The organism is Dyella sp. LX-66 (assembly GCF_018599165.1).
GTDB lineage: Bacteria > Pseudomonadota > Gammaproteobacteria > Xanthomonadales > Rhodanobacteraceae > Dyella_D > Dyella_D marensis.
On sequence record NZ_JAHFVJ010000011.1, the window covers coordinates 116,228 to 132,961 of the forward strand.

15 protein-coding genes are annotated in these 16,734 nt (G+C 67.1%); 14 read left to right on the plus strand and 1 reads right to left on the minus strand.

The window, feature by feature from the left end:
* Positions 1-407 precede the first annotated feature (407 nt).
* From parC to KK141_RS18815, 8 genes are all read left to right on the plus strand, one after another.
* Complete coding sequence (gene parC, locus KK141_RS18780) at positions 408-2,648, plus strand: DNA topoisomerase IV subunit A (RefSeq protein WP_214572633.1); 2,241 nt, start codon at positions 408-410, stop codon at positions 2,646-2,648.
* A gap of 51 nt (positions 2,649-2,699) precedes the next feature.
* Complete coding sequence (locus tag KK141_RS18785; RefSeq protein ID WP_214572634.1) at positions 2,700-2,990, plus strand: biotin--protein ligase; 291 nt, start codon at positions 2,700-2,702, stop codon at positions 2,988-2,990.
* Positions 2,987-3,763, plus strand: coding sequence for a biotin/lipoate A/B protein ligase family protein (locus KK141_RS18790; protein ID WP_214572635.1), 777 nt, complete (start codon positions 2,987-2,989; stop codon positions 3,761-3,763). The genes KK141_RS18785 and KK141_RS18790 overlap by 4 nt, the downstream gene beginning before the upstream one ends.
* Positions 3,764-4,059: 296 nt before the next feature.
* Positions 4,060-4,542 carry a hypothetical protein gene (locus KK141_RS18795; RefSeq protein ID WP_214572636.1) on the plus strand — a complete coding sequence of 161 codons (483 nt, stop codon included), beginning with the start codon at positions 4,060-4,062 and terminating at the stop codon, positions 4,540-4,542.
* A 160-nt stretch (positions 4,543-4,702) separates the two neighbouring features.
* Positions 4,703-5,545, plus strand: a complete 843-nt coding sequence (locus tag KK141_RS18800) for an alpha/beta fold hydrolase (RefSeq protein ID WP_214572637.1) — start codon at positions 4,703-4,705, stop codon at positions 5,543-5,545.
* An 8-nt stretch (positions 5,546-5,553) separates the two neighbouring features.
* Positions 5,554-5,919 carry an EamA family transporter gene (locus KK141_RS18805; protein WP_167257799.1) on the plus strand — a complete coding sequence of 122 codons (366 nt, stop codon included), beginning with the start codon at positions 5,554-5,556 and terminating at the stop codon, positions 5,917-5,919.
* Between the two features lie 4 nt (positions 5,920-5,923).
* Positions 5,924-6,376: an EamA family transporter gene (locus KK141_RS18810; protein ID WP_214572638.1), complete on the plus strand. Its 453-nt coding sequence runs from the start codon at positions 5,924-5,926 to the stop codon at positions 6,374-6,376.
* 5 nt (positions 6,377-6,381) lie between these two features.
* Positions 6,382-7,584: a DegT/DnrJ/EryC1/StrS family aminotransferase gene (locus tag KK141_RS18815; RefSeq protein ID WP_214572639.1), complete on the plus strand. Its 1,203-nt coding sequence runs from the start codon at positions 6,382-6,384 to the stop codon at positions 7,582-7,584.
* A 60-nt stretch (positions 7,585-7,644) separates the two neighbouring features.
* Here the strand turns inward: KK141_RS18815 and KK141_RS18820 are convergent, their stop codons facing one another.
* The gene (locus KK141_RS18820; protein ID WP_250901865.1) at positions 7,645-9,240 is read right to left on the minus strand and encodes a hypothetical protein; all 1,596 of its coding nucleotides are present in this window, start codon (positions 9,238-9,240) and stop codon (positions 7,645-7,647) included.
* 647 nt (positions 9,241-9,887) lie between these two features.
* Between KK141_RS18820 and KK141_RS18825 the strand changes: the two genes are divergently transcribed.
* Genes KK141_RS18825 through KK141_RS18850 form a run of 6 tightly spaced genes read left to right on the plus strand, consistent with a single transcriptional unit; the run spans position 9,888 to position 16,200 of the window.
* Positions 9,888-10,352, plus strand: a complete 465-nt coding sequence (locus KK141_RS18825) for a type IV pilin protein (RefSeq protein ID WP_214572640.1) — start codon at positions 9,888-9,890, stop codon at positions 10,350-10,352.
* Positions 10,353-10,354: 2 nt separating this feature from the next.
* Positions 10,355-10,837, plus strand: a complete 483-nt coding sequence (locus KK141_RS18830; RefSeq protein ID WP_214572641.1) for a GspH/FimT family protein — start codon at positions 10,355-10,357, stop codon at positions 10,835-10,837.
* Entirely contained in the window at positions 10,834-11,397 is a 564-nt protein-coding gene (gene pilV, locus KK141_RS18835; RefSeq protein WP_214572642.1) for a type IV pilus modification protein PilV, read from the plus strand. Before KK141_RS18830 ends, pilV begins: the two co-directional genes overlap by 4 nt.
* A gap of 14 nt (positions 11,398-11,411) precedes the next feature.
* The gene (locus KK141_RS18840; RefSeq protein ID WP_250901866.1) at positions 11,412-12,452 is read left to right on the plus strand and encodes a PilW family protein; all 1,041 of its coding nucleotides are present in this window, start codon (positions 11,412-11,414) and stop codon (positions 12,450-12,452) included.
* A 2-nt stretch (positions 12,453-12,454) separates the two neighbouring features.
* Positions 12,455-12,994 (plus strand): PilX N-terminal domain-containing pilus assembly protein, encoded by a 540-nt coding sequence (locus KK141_RS18845; protein WP_214572643.1) that lies wholly within the window; start codon positions 12,455-12,457, stop codon positions 12,992-12,994.
* A gap of 32 nt (positions 12,995-13,026) precedes the next feature.
* On the plus strand, positions 13,027-16,200 hold the full coding sequence (locus KK141_RS18850; protein WP_214572644.1) for a PilC/PilY family type IV pilus protein: 3,174 nt from the start codon (positions 13,027-13,029) through the stop codon (positions 16,198-16,200).
* The last annotated feature ends 534 nt before the right edge of the window (positions 16,201-16,734 follow it).

The following is a 16,734-nucleotide window of genomic DNA, read 5'->3' on the forward strand; positions in this document are numbered from 1 at the left end:
TGAACGTCCTCTCGGCAACGGCACGTTGAAGCGCACGTCACGAAACCGCCCCCTGGCCCGTGTCGACTCTGGTTAATCCGGTTACCGCAGCCGCTCACTGCTCCTTCTAGTCGCGTCGCGAGCCGTTGCTCTAAGGCCATTTCTTTTGGGTTACTTTTTCTTTGGGCCAGCAAAGAAAAAGTGACTCGGGCGCCGGCAGGCGCACGAAATGCCCGCTGCATAAGCGGCCAGTTCGCGCCACCGCGAAAACCAGGCGATACCGCCACTGGATCCCGGCCTACGCCGGGATGACGAGTAGGAAGGCCTCCGCCAGGATGACCAGCACAGAAATGACGCCAAAGGTGCAATCTGGCACCATCCCGGCCCTACCCGCGCGCCCCGCGCGCCACCTCGCCCCCCGTAACTAAATGAACCTGCAAGCCAACTTCGAACAAATCCCACTCAAGGAATACGCCGAGCGCGCCTACCTCGACTACTCCATGTACGTGGTCCTCGACCGCGCCCTCCCCTTCGTCGGCGACGGCCTGAAGCCAGTCCAGCGCCGCATCGTCTACGCGATGAGCGAGCTGGGCCTCTCGGCCACCTCCAAGCCGAAGAAATCCGCGCGCACCATCGGCGACGTCATCGGCAAATTCCATCCGCACGGCGACAGCTCCTGCTACGAAGCCATGGTGCTGATGGCGCAGCCGTTCTCGTACCGCTATCCGCTGGTCGACGGCCAGGGCAACTTCGGCTCGCCCGACGACCCGAAGAGCTTCGCGGCGATGCGCTACACCGAATCCAAGCTCAGCCCCATCGCCGAGGCGCTGCTGGGCGAGCTGGGCCAGGGCACGGTGGACTGGGTGGCCAACTTCGACGGCACCCTGGAAGAACCCAGCTGGCTGCCGGCGCGCGTGCCGCACGTGCTGCTCAACGGCTCGATGGGCATCGCCGTGGGCATGGCCACCGACATCCCGCCGCACAACCTGCGCGAAGTGGTCAGCGCCTGCATCCGCCTGCTCGACGATCCGGACGCCACGGTGGCCGACCTGTGCGAGCACATCCAGGGTCCGGACTATCCGACCGAAGCGGAGATCATCACCCCGCGCAACGAGCTGCTGGCGATCTACCAGAGCGGCGTCGGCTCGCTGCGCGCGCGCGCCGTGTACCAGCGCGAAGACAGCAACATCGTGATCACCGCGCTGCCGCACCAGGTCAGCCCTTCGAAGGTGCTGGAGCAGATCGCCGCGCAGATGCGCGCGAAGAAGCTGCCGATGATCGAGGACCTGCGCGACGAGTCCGACCACGAGAACCCGATCCGCCTGATGGTGGTGCCGCGCTCCAACCGCATCGATCCGGACGAGGTGATGCAGCACCTGTTCGCCACCACCGATCTGGAAAAGAGCTACCGCGTCAACCTCAACATGATCGGCCTGGACGGCCGTCCGCAGGTCAAGGACCTCAAGCGCATCCTCACCGAGTGGCTGAGCTTCCGCACCGCCACCGTGACGCGCCGCCTGGAGCACCGCCTGGCCAAGGTGGAGCGCCGCCTGCACCTGTTGGAAGGCCTGCGCATCGCCTACCTCAACCTGGACGAGGTGATCCGCATCGTCCGCACCGAGGACGAGCCCAAGCCGGTGCTGATGGCCCGCTTCAAGCTCAGCGAAGAACAGACCGACTACATCCTCGAAACCAGGCTGCGCCAGCTGGCCCGCCTCGAGGAAATGAAGATCAACACCGAGCGCGACCAGCTCGAAGAAGAACGCGCCCGCATCAACGTGCTGCTGAAGTCGCCGGCCAAGCTCAAGGGCCTGATCAAGGAAGAACTGCGCGCCGACGCCGCCAAGTTCGGCGACGAGCGCCGCTCGCCGCTGGTCAAGCGCGAAGCCGCGCAGGCGCTGGACGAAAGCGCCCTGGTGGCGAGCGAGCCGGTCACCGTGGTGCTCAGCCAGAAGGGCTGGATCCGCGCCGGCAAGGGCCACGACGTGGACGCCGAAGGCCTCTCGTACCGCGAGGGCGACAGCCTGCTCGCCGCGGTGAAGGCGCGCACCACGCAGCAGATCGCGGTGATCGATTCCACCGGCCGCAGCTATTCCACGGCGGCGCATACCCTGCCTTCCGCGCGCGGCAACGGCGAGCCGCTGACCGGCCGCTTCAGCCCGCCGGCCGGCGCCAGCTTCGACGCGCTGTGCGCGGGCGACAACGACACGCGCCTGATCCTGGCCACCGACTTCGGCTACGGCTTCGTCACCCGCTTCGAAGCGCTAACCGGCCGCAACAAGGCCGGCAAGCAGATGCTCACCCTGGGCGACGGCGCGCGCGTGCTGCCGCCGCAGGTCAGCCCCGATCCTTCGCGCGACCGCCTGGTGGTGGTCACCACCGAAGGCCACCTGTTGATGTTCTCGGTGGCCGAGCTGCCGGAGCTGGACAAGGGCAAGGGCAACAAGCTGATCGAGATTCCCAAGAGCAAGCTCAGCTCGGGCGACGAACGCGTCGCCGGCGTGGCGGTGGTGACCGAAGGCAAGGGCGAAGTCACCCTGTACGCCGGCCAGCGCAAGCTGACCCTGCGCTGGTCCGACCTGGTGGAATTCGGCGGCAACCGCGCCAGCCGCGGCGGTGTGCTGCCGCGCGGCCTGCGCCGCGTGGAGCGGATCGAAACCACGGGCTGATCCATCGCGCCGCCCCGGTGCGCCGGGGCGGCGATCTGCCGGAGGCTGCACATGCACGGCGAATACAAGATGCCTGGCGGCAAGCTGGTGGTGGTGGATCTGGACGTCCACGCCGGGCGCCTGTGCCGCGTGCAGGTCAGCGGCGATTTCTTCCTGGAACCGGACCGCGCGCTGCGCGACATCAACGCCGCGCTGGAAGGCCGCAGCGCCAGCGCCGACGAAGCCGCCCTCGCCTTCGCCATCCAGAGCGCGCTGAGCGCCGACGTGCTGATGTACGGCATCTCGCCGGAAGCCATCGCCGTGGCCGTGCGCCGCGCCCTGCACGAAGGCGCGCAGGCATGAGCCGCAGCGAGTGGAGCGCGCACGGCTGGGAGCTGATCCACCAGGACCCGCAGCCGCCCGCGCTGCATATGGCGCTGGACCAGGTGCTGACCGACGAAGTCGCCGCCGGCCGCCGCGCGCCGACCTTGCGGGTGTGGGAATGGGCTTCGCCCGCGGTGGTGATCGGCCGCTTCCAGTCGCTGCGCAACGAAGTGGACCTGGACGGCGCGCACCGCCACGGCATCGAAGTAGTGCGGCGGATCAGCGGCGGCGGCGCGATGTTCATCGAGCCGGGCAACACCATCACCTATTCCATCTATGCGCCGCTGAGCCTGGTCGAAGGCCTGTCGTTCCAGGAGTCGTACGCGCTGATGGATGCGTGGGTGATCGAGGCGCTGCGCGAACTGGGCATCGAAGCCTGGTACCAGCCGCTGAACGACATCGCCTCCGCCGCCGGCAAGATCGGCGGCGCGGCACAAATGCGCCATGCCGGCGCGGTGCTGCACCACGTGACCATGGCCTACGACATCGACGCGGCCAAGATGCTCGACGTGCTGCGCATCGGCCGCGAGAAACTTTCGGACAAGGGCACCGCCAGCGCCGCCAAGCGCGTCGACCCGCTGCGCAGCCAGACCGGCCTGCCGCGCGAGGCGGTGATCCAGCGCATGATCGACACCTTCCGCCGCCTGCACGGCCTGCGCGACGGGGCGTTGAAGCCGGACGAGCTGGCGCGGGCGCGCGAACTGGCGGCGAACAAGTTCCACAAGCATGAGTGGACCGCCGAAGTGCCGTAACCCGCTCTTCCCCCTCTCCCCTCCGGGGAGAGGGTCGGGGTGAGGGGCCGGGCGGAGACGTGAGCTGAGGGTCTTCTCAAGCTCAACAGCTTTTCTTCGCTTCCGTATCAACGGGGTCGGAAGATTGGCCCCTCATCTGCCTGCCGGCATCTTCTCTCCCACAGGGACTACCTTCGGGTCGCCCGGAGGGGAGAAGAGTTTCATGACGGAACTTCATTGCACGCCGGGCCATCCAACCCCGTTGTGCACGTTTCTCCCGCCCCAACCGTTATCGGCAGCGCACCCGGAGTCACCCCATGAACACCAAGCTCATCCCCATCGCGCTCGCCACCGCCCTGCTCGCCGCCACCGCCCAGGCGCAGACCGCCGGCGGCCTCAACCTCAAGCTCCCACCCGGCAGCGTGCCGGCCAGTGCCAGCACCGCCGCCGCGCCGGCCAGGCCCGGCGACGCCCCGCCCGCGATGGACCCGGTCAACACCCGCCCCAGCGCGAACGCCAATCGCCCCGCCCCCGGCGTCTACTACGGTGACACCAGCGGCCGCACTGCCGCCCAGGACGAGGCGGAAGCCGAGGCCAGCCGCCCGCACTGCGACGACGCCACCTACAACCAGCCCCAGGTGCACGGCAGCGTGGGCATGGGCGTGGTCACCGGCAATCACTGGGGTTCCGGCACCTACAACAGCGGCGCGGTGAACATCACCCAGCGCACCGGCGACTGCTCGCACCCCACCGGCAGCATCGGCCTGTCGATCGGCGTCAGCCGCTTCAACGGGCGCTGAGGCGCACGATCCGGCGCCGCTAAGTCCCGGATCCGCAAGCAGGTCGAAAGTTTTTAGAAAGAGCCTCCGGCCAGACTGGCACGGTCAGTCTCAGCCTTTCTCGCGAAATCATGCGCCCAGCCGTTACGCTTCAAACCTCTCCCAGCCTGGGCCCCCAGCCGTGATCCAGAACGTCGAATTCCGCTTCGAAGGCGGGCGCGCCGGCGTCATGCTGATCCACGGCCTCACCGGCACCCCGGCCGAAATGCGCCTGGTCGGCAAGGGCCTGAACCGCGCCGGCTTCGATGTCTACGGCATGCAGCTGGCCGGGCACTGCGGCGACGCCGACGACCTGCTCGCCACCGACTGGAACGACTGGTACGAGAGCGTAAAGACCGCCGCCGAGCGCTACGCCAGCCAGCTCGACCACCTGTTCGTGGCCGGCCTGTCGATGGGCGCCGTGCTGGCGCTCAAGCTCGCCGCCGACCGTCCCGACCTGGTCAAGGGCGTGGGCGTGTACGGCGCCACCTTCCGCTACGACGGCTGGGCCACGCCGTGGTACGGCAAGCTGTCGTTCCTGCTGCCGCTGGCGATCCGCCTCGGCATCGGCCGCAAGTGGATGGTGCAGGAAGAAGAACCCTACGGCCTGCGCGACGAGCGCATCCGCGCCCAGATCAGTTCGCTGATGCTCGGCGGCGACAGCGCCGCGGCCGGCCTGCCCGGCAATCCGTGGCCGTCGCTGGCCGAGATGTACAAGATGGCCGCGGTGGTGAAGCGCGACCTGCCCAAGGTCACCGCGCCCTGCCTGATCGCGCATGCCACCGAAGACGACATCGCCAGCGTCGAGAATGCGCGCCTGGTCGAACGCGGGGTGTCCGGTCCGGTGGAGATGCTGCTGCTGGAAGACAGCTACCACATGATCACCATCGACCGCGAACGCCGCCTGCTGATCGACCGTTCCGCCGATTTCTTCGGCCGCATCGCCGACCCGGCCGCGGCAGCCGCCGCGCGCGCCGCGGCCTGAGCGCGCCGATGAGCCCGCTCGCCGTCACGCTGTGGCTGCTCAACGTCACCCTGGACACGGTCGGCCAGCTGTCCTTCAAAGCCGCCGCCGGCGACCCGAACGCGGGCGACGGCCTGGCGCGCTGGCGCTACATGGCCGCGCGGCCGTGGATCTGGATCGGCATCGGCTCCTATGTGGCCGAGTTCCTGGTGTGGATCGCCTTTCTCTCGCTGGTCGATCTCTCCGAAGGCGTGCTGCTCGGTTCCATCAACATCGTGGTGATCATGATCGCGGGGCGCATCCTGTTCCGCGAGAAGCTCACCCCGCTGCGCGTCACCGGCATCCTGCTGGTCACCGCCGGCGTCTGCATCGTGGGGATCGCCGGTGGAGGCTGAGCGCATGGCATCGACGCCACAGCGCCTGGGGCGCTTCTATTTCTTCGGCTTCCTGATCCTGGTGGCGTTCGACACCGTGGTGCAGCTGGCCTTCAAGTACGCCGGCAACCACGCGTTTCCGCCGGAGGCCAACTGGGCCTGGATCGTGCGCGTGTTCGGCCATCCGTGGATCTACCTGGCGGTGGTCGGCTACGTCGGCAACTTCTTCACCTGGATGACCCTGCTCAAGCACGCGCCGATCGGCCCGGCCTTCGCGGTGACCCATCTGGAAGTGGTCAGCGTGATGCTGTTTTCGATCTGGCTGTTCAACGAGCCGCTGACCTGGGCGCGCGTGATCGGCGCGCTGGTGATCGTGGCCGGCATCGTCTGCCTCGCCTTGGCCGAGAGCGGTGCGCATCCCGAAGGCGATGCGCCCACCGAGGCCAAGGGCGCGCTCGGCGTTTCCGCCGGAGACTGAGCCGCATGCGCCGCGAGCTGCCGCCCACCGCCGGCCTGCCGCTGCGCCTGTCGGACCTGCTGCCGCGCCGCGCACGCTTCGCCGCGCAGCTGGCCGGCTGGCTCGGCGTGGCGCAGCCGCAACTCGAATGCTCCGGCACCGCCGCCATGGTGGTGGCCTTGCATGCCATGCACCGCCTGCGCCCGCAGCGCGACGAAGTGGTGGTGCCGGCCTGGACTTGCCCGCTGGTGGCGCTGGCGATCCATCGCGCGGGCCTGCAACTGAAGCTGTGCGATCTCGCTCCCGGCAGCATCGACATGGACGCCGCGCAGCTGCGCGCGCTGTGCGGCCCGCGCACCCTGGCCATCGTGCCGACCCATCTGGCCGGCCGCGTGGTCGACGTACCGGCCGCCATGGCGGTCGCGCGCGACTGCGGTGCCTATGTGCTGGAAGACGCCGCGCAGGCGCTGGGCGCCCGCCGCGGCGGCGCCAGCGTAGGCCTGCAGGGCGACGCCGGCTTCTTCAGCCTGGCGGTGGGCAAGGGACTCACGCTGTACGAAGGCGGCGTGCTGATTGCGCGCGATGCCGAACTGCGCGAGGCCTTCATGGCGAGCCGCCGCGAGGTGATCCGTTCGAGCCCGCGCTGGAGCCTGCAGCGCGCGGCGGAACTGCTCGGCTATGCGGTCGCCTATCGCCCCTCGCTGCTCTACGCGGTCTACGGCAAGCCCTTGCGCGAGGCGCTGGCCGAAGGCGATCCGGTAGCCGCGGTGGGCGACGATTTCGGCCCCGATATTCCGCTGCATCCGCTCGGCCGCTGGCGCCAAGGCGTGGGCACCGCCGCGTTCGCCCGCCTGCCCGGCTTTCTCGACTTCACACGCAAGCAGGCGCAGTCGCGCCTCGAAACCTTGCGCACGCTGCCCGGCGTCACCGTGTTCGACGACGCGCCGGGCACGCAGGGCGCCTGGCCCTTCCTGCTGCTCACCCTGCCCACTGCCGCCGCGCGCGATGCCGCGCTCGACACGCTGTGGACCGCCGGCCTCGGCGTCAGCCGCCTGTTCATCCACGCCCTGCCGGACTACGGCTACCTGCGCGACATCGTGCCGGCAACCGAGTTGCCCAACGCACGCGACTTCGCCGCGCGCTCGCTCACCATCAGCAACAGCCCCTGGCTGCGGGACGACGAATTCGCGCGCATCGTCGACACGCTGCGGTGCGTGTTGCGCGGCTGAAGGCAAAACAAAACCCCGCTTTTACAAGCGGGGTTTTGCATGGCGCAACGGACGCGAGGCTTACTGGCAAGCCGGGAACTTGAACGACGCCAGCCGCGTGCTCCAGTTGAACGAGCCGGTCGTCTTCAGATACTCGTTGGTGTACCAGAACGTGCAGTCGTCCACCGGATCCACCGTCATCGCGCTGTAGTCGCCCCAGCGCGAAAGATTGTTGCCGCTCTGCGAGCCGGTGCCCTCGACGATGCTCGCCTCGGCCTGCATGGTGTTGAGCGCATCGGTGGCCAGGCGGCCGGTGTAGCGGATGGCCGGATGGATGGCGCTGCTCGATGCGCTGTAGCCGAGCGCCATATTGCCTTGCTTGTCCATGGCCACTGAACCGAGCCAGCGATAGGTGGTATCCGGCGAATAGGTCGATTGCTGGTACACCACCGGCGTAGCGCCGGGGTTGCGGACTTCATACCAGCGCACGCCGGTGTACGGGTTCTGCTTGCTGGTGCCGACCTTTACCGAATGGCTGACCACCAGCGATTCGTGATCGGCAAAATGGCGGTAAGCCAGGCGGAACATCAGGCGATCCGCCAGCGAGTCCAGCTTCTGCTTCGTCCCCGACTGCGGAATACAGGTGCCGCCGCTGCAGGCCGCCGAGAACGAAGCGACCGGAATGGCGGTCGGCCCGCTCAGCGTGCTGTTGGCGCTGTTGCTCCAGTCGACGTGGAACTTCCACAGATTGAGTTTGTTGGTGCCGAAGTTCATCAGGTAATTCGGCGCGCCTGCGGGCGGTGCGGTGGCGCCGTCCAGATCCGCCGGCAACACGCTGCCGTAGCTGCTGCCGAGCTGGAAGCACTGCTGCGTCGCCGCCTGCCCGCTCAGCATCGCGTTGCGGTCGTAGGCGCACAGCTTGGCGCCGGAGAAGCTGTTGCCGCTGAACATGTTGAAGGTGATGTAGTAGGCGTCCGGCCACACGCCCAGCTTCGGGTAATCGGGAAACACGCTGCCGTAGTTGAACGCGTAGCGGTAGTACGCACCGGTGGCGTCGCTGGTGGCGGAGACCGCCACGCACTGGTAATACGGCGCCGCGGTAACGGCGAACTGCGTGATGATCCAGCGGCCGGCGGCCTTGTCGTACACCACCACGCCGTCGCCGTCGTTGTCGGTCTCGCAGGGGCCGCCGAAGCCGGACCACAAGGTGTTGGTCTGCACCGGCCCGTACACCACCTGCTTGCTCGCCTTGTCGAACACCGCGAAGGCGCTGTTCACCAGTTGCACGTATTGGGTGGCGCCCACGGCGCCGTTGGTATCCGGCGGCGCGCTGTCCACGGTGAACGCGCCCTGTGGCCCGCTGAAGCCCTGGCCCACGCCGTCCACGCCGCTGCCGGCGGTCGGCGCGGCGCCGGTGGCGCTGTCCTGCACGGCGCCGTCGGGCGGCGAGCCGGGGCCGTCGATCCACGGCAAGGGGCGCGCCGCATGCTCGTGCGGGCTCTTGGAGAAGTCGTCGGGGCGCGGCATCACCCCGCGCAACGAATGCAGCGTGTCGTGCTGCGCGGCCGGCGTCACCTGCGCGCCGGACTGGTCCTGCGCATGCGCGCCTGCCATGCACGACGCGCCCACGGCGATACACAACGCGGCGCCCGCGGCGCCGGTCTGCTTGAGGAACATGATGGTCTCCCTGGTCTAGGTTCAACGAACGATCGATCGCCCTCTCTCGAGACCGGTTCGCGCCATCCCCCTGCGGCCATAACGCTCGACGCTGCCGGCAACGCTTTGCCATGGCCGTCGTGAGGCGCAGAACGCCAGGTACCCACGGACGGCCAGCTGGCCGTCTTGGTAACGCAGTTTGCTTAGCGGATCCTTACGACGACGCCCGCACGGAATGCATAGGCCAATGCGCCGGCGGGTGACCAAATGAGGCGCAAAAGACCTTTTTCGTCGGGCCGCTTTAAATAACCGCAAAAAGCATAGACCGAAAGATATAGAGACGCCCGGTCGATTAACGAAAATTAATGCCGTTATTTCGTGAAAAATCGGCCGGAAAGCGATTTTTCGTGTTTTCGTTCGGCCAGGCTTGCGCCTGACTTTCCCCGGCACGCCTGATGCATATGATTTCCCCGCCATCCAGGGTGATAACCGGCTGTTACACCTGATGGCCTAGGGCCGCGATTATAGGAAAACGGCCGAGCGGCAAATTGACATCAGATATTCCCGATACCTACGCTTCACTTGCCATTCCCAGCGATGCCGGCGGATTTTCGAATTAAGGCGGCGCCGCGGAATGACCAAGTGAACTCATTGGGGGGAGCTTTCACATGGTCGCGCCAGTTTCGCCATTCATCGCCACACCGCCCGGCAGGCATGCGCGGCGCGCCGCTGCGCGCGGCTTCACCCTGATCGAGCTGATGGTGGTGGTGGCGGTGATCGCCATCCTCGCCGCGCTGGCCATCCCCAGTTATTACCGCTACATGCTGCGCGCCAACCGCGCGGCGGCGGAGACGGTGATGCTCGACATGTCCAGCGCGCAGGAGCGCTACATGATCGACAGCCGGCAATACACCACCAGCAATGCCCTGCTCGGCTACGGCGCGCTGCCCGATACGGTCTCGCCGAACTACAGCATCGCGGTGGCCACCAGCTCCGGCCCGCCGCCCAGCTACACCATCACCGCCACCCCGATCGGCAACCAGACCCGCGACAGCGGCTGCGGCACGCTCAAGCTGGGCAGCGACGGCAGCAAGACCGCCTCGGGCACCTCCACTACCTGCTGGAAGCGATAGCCATGCGCCGCGCATACGCCAGGGGTTTCACCGCCGTGGAGCTGATGGTCACCGTCTCGGTGCTGCTGGTGCTGACCGTGCTGGCCGTGCCGCAGATGGCGCCGTTCCTGCAGCGCCAGCGGCTGAAGAACGCCACCATGGACCTGGCCTCCAGCGTGGTGCTGGCGCGCAGCGAGGCGATCAAGCGCAACGGCACCGTCTACGTGGTGGCCAACGGCACGGACTGGAGCAAGGGCTGGACGGTCAGCACCGCCAGCCCGGTCACTTCGGCCAGCACCATCCGCGCGCAGAGCACACTGGACGGACTGCGCATCAGCGAAGGCGGCGGCAATACCTCGTTCAATTTCGGCGGCGACGGGCGCATGTCCGGCACCGGCATGTCGTTCACCCTCAATCCCACCGTCACCTCGCAGGGGCAGCAGCCGCTGTGCGTGGCCGTGGGCGCCACCGGGCGCGTGCAGACCACCAAGGGAGCCTGCTCATGAAACGCCAGCGCGGCATTCTGCTGATCGAGGTGCTGGTGTCGATGCTGATCGCATCGGTCGCCCTGCTGGGCACGGTGATGATGATGGCGCGCTCCACCCGCAACGAGATGGAGTCGTACCAGCGCGTGCAGGCCCTGACCCTGGTGCAGGACATGGTCTCGCGCATCAATGCCAACCGGCAGGTGGCGGCCTGCTATTCCAACGGCGCCACCGGCCTGGCCACCGGCTCCGGCTACGCCGCGCCGCCTACCTGCGCCACCGGCACGCCCTCGCCCACCGCGCTGCAGGCGGCCACCGCCAACGCCGACCTCGCCGCCTGGCGCAATGCGCTGCTGGGTGCGGGCGAAAGCTCCGGCGGCAACAAGGTCGGCGCCATGCTCGGCGCGATCGGCTGCGTCGAGCGCATCGACGCCACCAACAACGTCTACCGCATCACCGTGGTGTGGCAGGGCCTGATGCCCACCGCGGCGCCGGGCCTGACCTGCGGGCAGAACAAGTTCGGCGACGACAGCCTGCGCCGCGCCGTCAGCGTGCAAGTCCGCATCGCCAGCCTCTCGTGACCGCCGCCATGCGCATGCCCTCTTCCATCTCGCCCCTCCATCGCCAGCGCGGCCTGTCGCTGGTCGAGCTGATGATCGGCGTCACCATCGGGCTGGCCATGCTGGCCGCGCTGGGTTCGCTGTACGTCGCCACCTCCAAGGCGCGCGCCGAATTCAACAAGACCGGCGAGCAGGTCGAGAACGGCCGCTACGCGCTGGAATCGATGGTGCGCGACGTGGAAATGGCCGGCTTCTACGGCCGCCCCGGCTTGCCGGCCACGCTGCAGTACAACCTGCCCGGCGCCTGCACCATCACGCAGACCGCGATGGGCTTCGACAACACCACCTCGCCGCTGACCGTGCCGGTGGCGCTTTCGGGCGTGGCCGCGGGCGGCGCGAAGCCCACCTGTTTCTCCAGCATGAGCACCGGCACCGAAGCACTGACCGTGCACTACGCCTCCGGCAATGTCTCGGCGGCGGTGTCCGGCACCGAGTACTACCTGCAGCAATCGGCCTGCACCACCGACACCAAGCAGCTGGTCTACGACAAGAGCTCGGCCAACTTCACCCTGCTCGGCAAGACCTGCAGCAGCGGCAGCCCGGCGGAACTGCGCAAGTACGTGGTGCGCAGCTATTACCTGGCGGCGTGCGACAACTGCGCGAGCGGCGGCGACAGCACGCCGACCCTGAAGGTGGCGGAATTCGTCAACGGCTCGATCCAGGTTTCCTCGCTGGTCGCCGGCATCCAGGACGTGCACCTGAGCTATGGCGTGGACACCGACGGCAACGGCTCGCCCGACTGCTACGTCGACAACCCCGCCATCGACAACTCCGCCGCCTGCACCGGCAGCAGCGGCTATGCCTGGACCAACGCCACCACCAACTGGGCCAACGTCACTGCCGTGCGCGTGACAGTGCTGGCGCGCAACCTCGATGCCACTACCGGCTGGAACGACACGCGCACCTACGACCTGGGCCGCGCGACGCCGGACGGTCCCTACAACGACGCTTACAAGCGCCACGTCTACAGCGCGGTCGCGCGCCTGTGGAACGTCGGCGGCGTGCGGGAGAACTGAGCATGCGTCCTTCATTGCATCCATCGCGGCGCCAGCGCGGCTTCACCTTGATGATGACCCTGGTGTTCCTGGTGATCTTCCTGCTGTTCGCCATCTCCATGGCCAGCTCCAGCATGATCAACACCAAGGTGGCGTCGAACCAGCAATACCGCATGGAAGCCCGCTCGGTGGCGCAGCAGGGCGTGGAGTCGGTGATGAACCAGGCTTTCACGCTCAATCCGATCCCGGCCAGCTCGGTGCCGATCGACGTCACCGGCGACGGCAACAACGACTTCACCGCGCAGGTGGCCGCGCCGTTCTGCCTGGACAGCAAGCCGGTGCTCAACCGCGACCTGTCGCTGGGCGACGTCTGCCGCACGCCCACCAGCAGCAGCGGCGACCTCGTGGTCGGCTCCAGCGGCAGCGCCGCCGCGTTCTCGCTGTGCTCGGACACGCAGTGGGAAATCCAGTCGTCCGTCACCGATCCGAACAACAGCGCGACCTCGGTCACCGTGCACCAGGGCGCGTCGGTACGCGTCCCCGTCGGAACCCCCTGTCCATGAACACACCCAGCAGCCTCCGCGGAGACGCCGCCATGCTCCACACGCGCCCATCCTTGAGCCGCCGCCTGCGCCGGCTGGCCTGCGCAGCCGCCCTGCTGGCGGTGCCGGGCCTGGCCTTGAGCGAGGACATCGACCTGTACACCGGCGCGCCGGTGAACGGCGGTTCGCCGAACCTGCTGATCCTGCTGGACAACGCCGCGGCGTGGAACGGCTCGGTGAACTTCACCTGCCCTACCGCGGGCGTGGTGTCGTCCAACAATGCGGGAAAGGATGTCGGCTTCGAACAATGCTCGCTGTACCAGGCGGTGACCGCCATCGGCACCAATCCGGTGCTGCTGGGCAAGATCAACATGGGCCTGATGCTGTTCGATCCGTCGAGCAACGGTGGCTGGTTCCGCTTTCCCAACGTGGGCCGCGCCACCGATCCGGGGGCGTTGCCGCTGATGAATGCCACCGGCGTGGCCAACTTCCAGACCACCATCAAGACGCTCGACCGCCAGACCGACAAGTCGAACAACTCCGCTGTCGGCGGCGGCATGGAAGAGATGTGGGCGTACTTCGCCGGCAAGACCGGCCTGTCCGGCGTCACCTACCATTCGCCGCTCTCCGGCGTGTGCCAGAAGAGCTTCGTCATCTACATCGCCAACGCCGTGGGCAACGGCAAGCCGCAGGATGCCGGCAATTCGCCCAGCGCGCAGTCCTCGCTGCAGGCGGCCACCGGGCAGTCCAATCCCACGCAGATCGTGATCCCGCCGCCGAACAACAAGTACCAGTCCAACTGGGGCGACGAGTGGGCGCAGTTCATGTACCAGACCGACCTGTCCGGCGGCTCGTCGACCAATCCGCAGAACATCATCACCTACACCATCGCCGTCACCGACGGCAGCAATCCGGACTACGTGCAGTTCCTGCAAAGCATGTCCAGCCACGGCGGCGGCAAGGCCTTCGTGGTGAACATCAACGACCCCAACGCGCTCAACGCGCTGGTAAACGACCTGCTGCAGATCTTCAACGAAGTGCAGTCGATCAACAGCGTGTTCGCCTCGGTCAGCCTGCCGGTGAGCGTGAACAGCCAGGGCGTGTCGCTGAACCAGGTCTACGTCGGCGTGTTCCGTCCCGACCCGACCGCGCAGCCGCGCTGGATCGGCAATCTGAAGCAGTACCAGCTGGGCCTGGACAGCAACAACAACGTGATCACCGAGGATTCGCTCGGCAATTCGGCGATCAGCAATAACGGCTCTGGCTTCATCTCGCCCAATGCGTTGAGCTATTGGACCTCGGACCAGCAGACCGGCACGCCGCGCAACGGACCCTTGGCATTCCCCGGCAGCAGCGTGGTGAGCAACTGGCCGGCGAACGGCTTCTGGGTCAACAAGCCTTCCGGTATCTCCCTGGCCTACGACGCGGTGGACGGCGAAGTGGTGGAGAAAGGCGGCGTGGGCGAAATGCTGCGCGCGGACTACCTCACCTCGCAGACCGGCCGCACCATCTATACCTGCAACGGCGTCGGCACCTGCCCCACCGGCACCGCGATGCCGAAGTTCGACACCAGCAACGCCAGCGTCACCGCGGCGCTGCTGGGCACCACCGCCAGCGATCTGCCCAACCTGATCAACTGGGTGCGCGGCGCCGACAACACCAGCCCGAACAACGAGGCCGAACCCGGCCCCGGCGGGTCGGTAACGGTGCGCCCGTCCATCCACGGCGACGTGCTGCATTCGCGCCCAGCCATCATCAACTACGGCGGCAGCACCGGCGTGGTGGTGTTCTACGGTTCCAACGACGGCTACTTCCGCGCGATCAACGGCAACCAGACCACCGGCATCGGCACCGTGCGCCCCGGCGGCGAGCTGTGGTCGTTCATCGCACCGGAGTTCTTCGGCAAGCTGAAGCGCCAGCGCGACAACAGCCCCGTGATCAAGCTGCCCGGCATCACCGATGCCACCGCGCAGCCGAAGGATTATTTCTTCGACGGCACCACCACGGTGTACCAGAACCAGAGCGTCACGCCGGCCACCACGTACATCTACTTGACCGCACGCCGCGGCGGCCGCTTTATCTATGCCTTCGACGTGAGCACGCCGACCGCGCCGCGCTTCCTGTGGAAGAAGTCCAGCTCGGACATTCCGGAACTCGGCATGACCTGGTCGCAGCCGAAGGTCGCGCGCATCAAGGGCAACACCAACCCCGTGCTGATCATGGGCGGCGGCTACGACACCGCCGAGGACGTGGACCCGGTGCAGAGCGCCGACAGCATGGGCCGCGCCATCGTGATGCTCGATGCCGTCACCGGCGCGCCGGTATGGATCGCCGCCCCCAGCTGCACCGGCCAGCCCAGCCCCTGCACCGCGGTGCCGGGCATGACTTACGCGATTCCCTCCGACATCACCCTGCTCGACCGCGACGGCGACGGCAATATCGAGCGCCTGTACGCCGGCGACCTCGGCGGCAATATCTGGCGCGTGGACCTGGAACCGAACGCGCTGACCGCACCGTCCAACTGGACCGTCACCAAGATCGCCAGCCTCGGCGGCACCGGCACCAGCGCACGCAAGTTCTTCTATCCGCCCGACGTGGTGCCGACCAGCACCTACGACGCCGTGGTGGCGGCAAGCGGCGACCGCGAACATCCGCTGGCTTCCAACGCGGCCTCCAACGTGATCAACCGCTTCTACAGCCTGCGCGACACCAGCACCGGCAACAGCGTGCCCCCCGCCTGGACCACCATCACCGAAAGCAACCTGACCGACGCCACCAATACGCTGTACACCGGCAGCGGCCCCGGTTTCTACATCACGCTGACCAATGCCGGCGAGAAGGCGGTGAACGCGCCGCTGACGGTGGCCGGCTATACCTATTTCGGCACGAATCAGCCGGCGAATCCGACCAACAATCCCAACATGTGCTACCCGAACCTGGGTATTGCTCGCGGTTACGCGATCAGTTTCCTCGATGGCAGCGGGCTCAACGCGAACCGCTTCGTGAAGTTCGATGGTGGCGGCATGCCGCCGTCACCGATCTTCGGACTGGTGCAGTTGCCCACCTCGGGGGGTGGGACGTTGCTGACGCCGGTGTTGATTGGTGGTGGTAACCAGTTGGGGCTGGTGGGTGGCAACAACACTTCTTCGTTGGGTACGCAGAAGGTTGTCCCGCCGGGGACCGGGAAGCGCAAGCGCACTTATTGGTATGTCGAAGGGGTGAAGTAGGCTGCGCCCCTTCTCGTCATCCCGGCGTAGGCCGGGATCCAGTAACGGTATCGTTCGATTTTCGCGTGGCCGCGACTTGGCCGCTTATGCAGCGGGCATTCCGGACGCCTGCCGGCGCCCGGGTCACTTTCTCTTTGCTGGCTCAAAGAGAAAGTGACCAAAGAGAAATAGCCTCAGAGCAACGGCTCGCGACGCGACTAGAAGGAGCGGTGGGCGGCTGCAGTAACTTGATTAACCTGGGTCGACACGAAACGACTGTGCGTTTACGTAGCGGGTGCTTCAACGTGCCGTGGCGAAGAGGATGTTCAAGGAGCGAGGGCAGCCTTGGCTCTTCGCTCCTATATGCGACGCCGCCCCAGTCCGCCGTATCGACGTAGGTTGGGGTAAGCCGCAGGCGAACCCCAACACTCGCACCTTCACGCGCCTCGCCACGTTGGGGTTCGCCTGCGGCTCACCCCAACCTACGCCGTACGCTTACGCAACGAACAGGGCTAAACCCAAAAACTGGCCTCAGTCATTGAACATCCTCTTCGC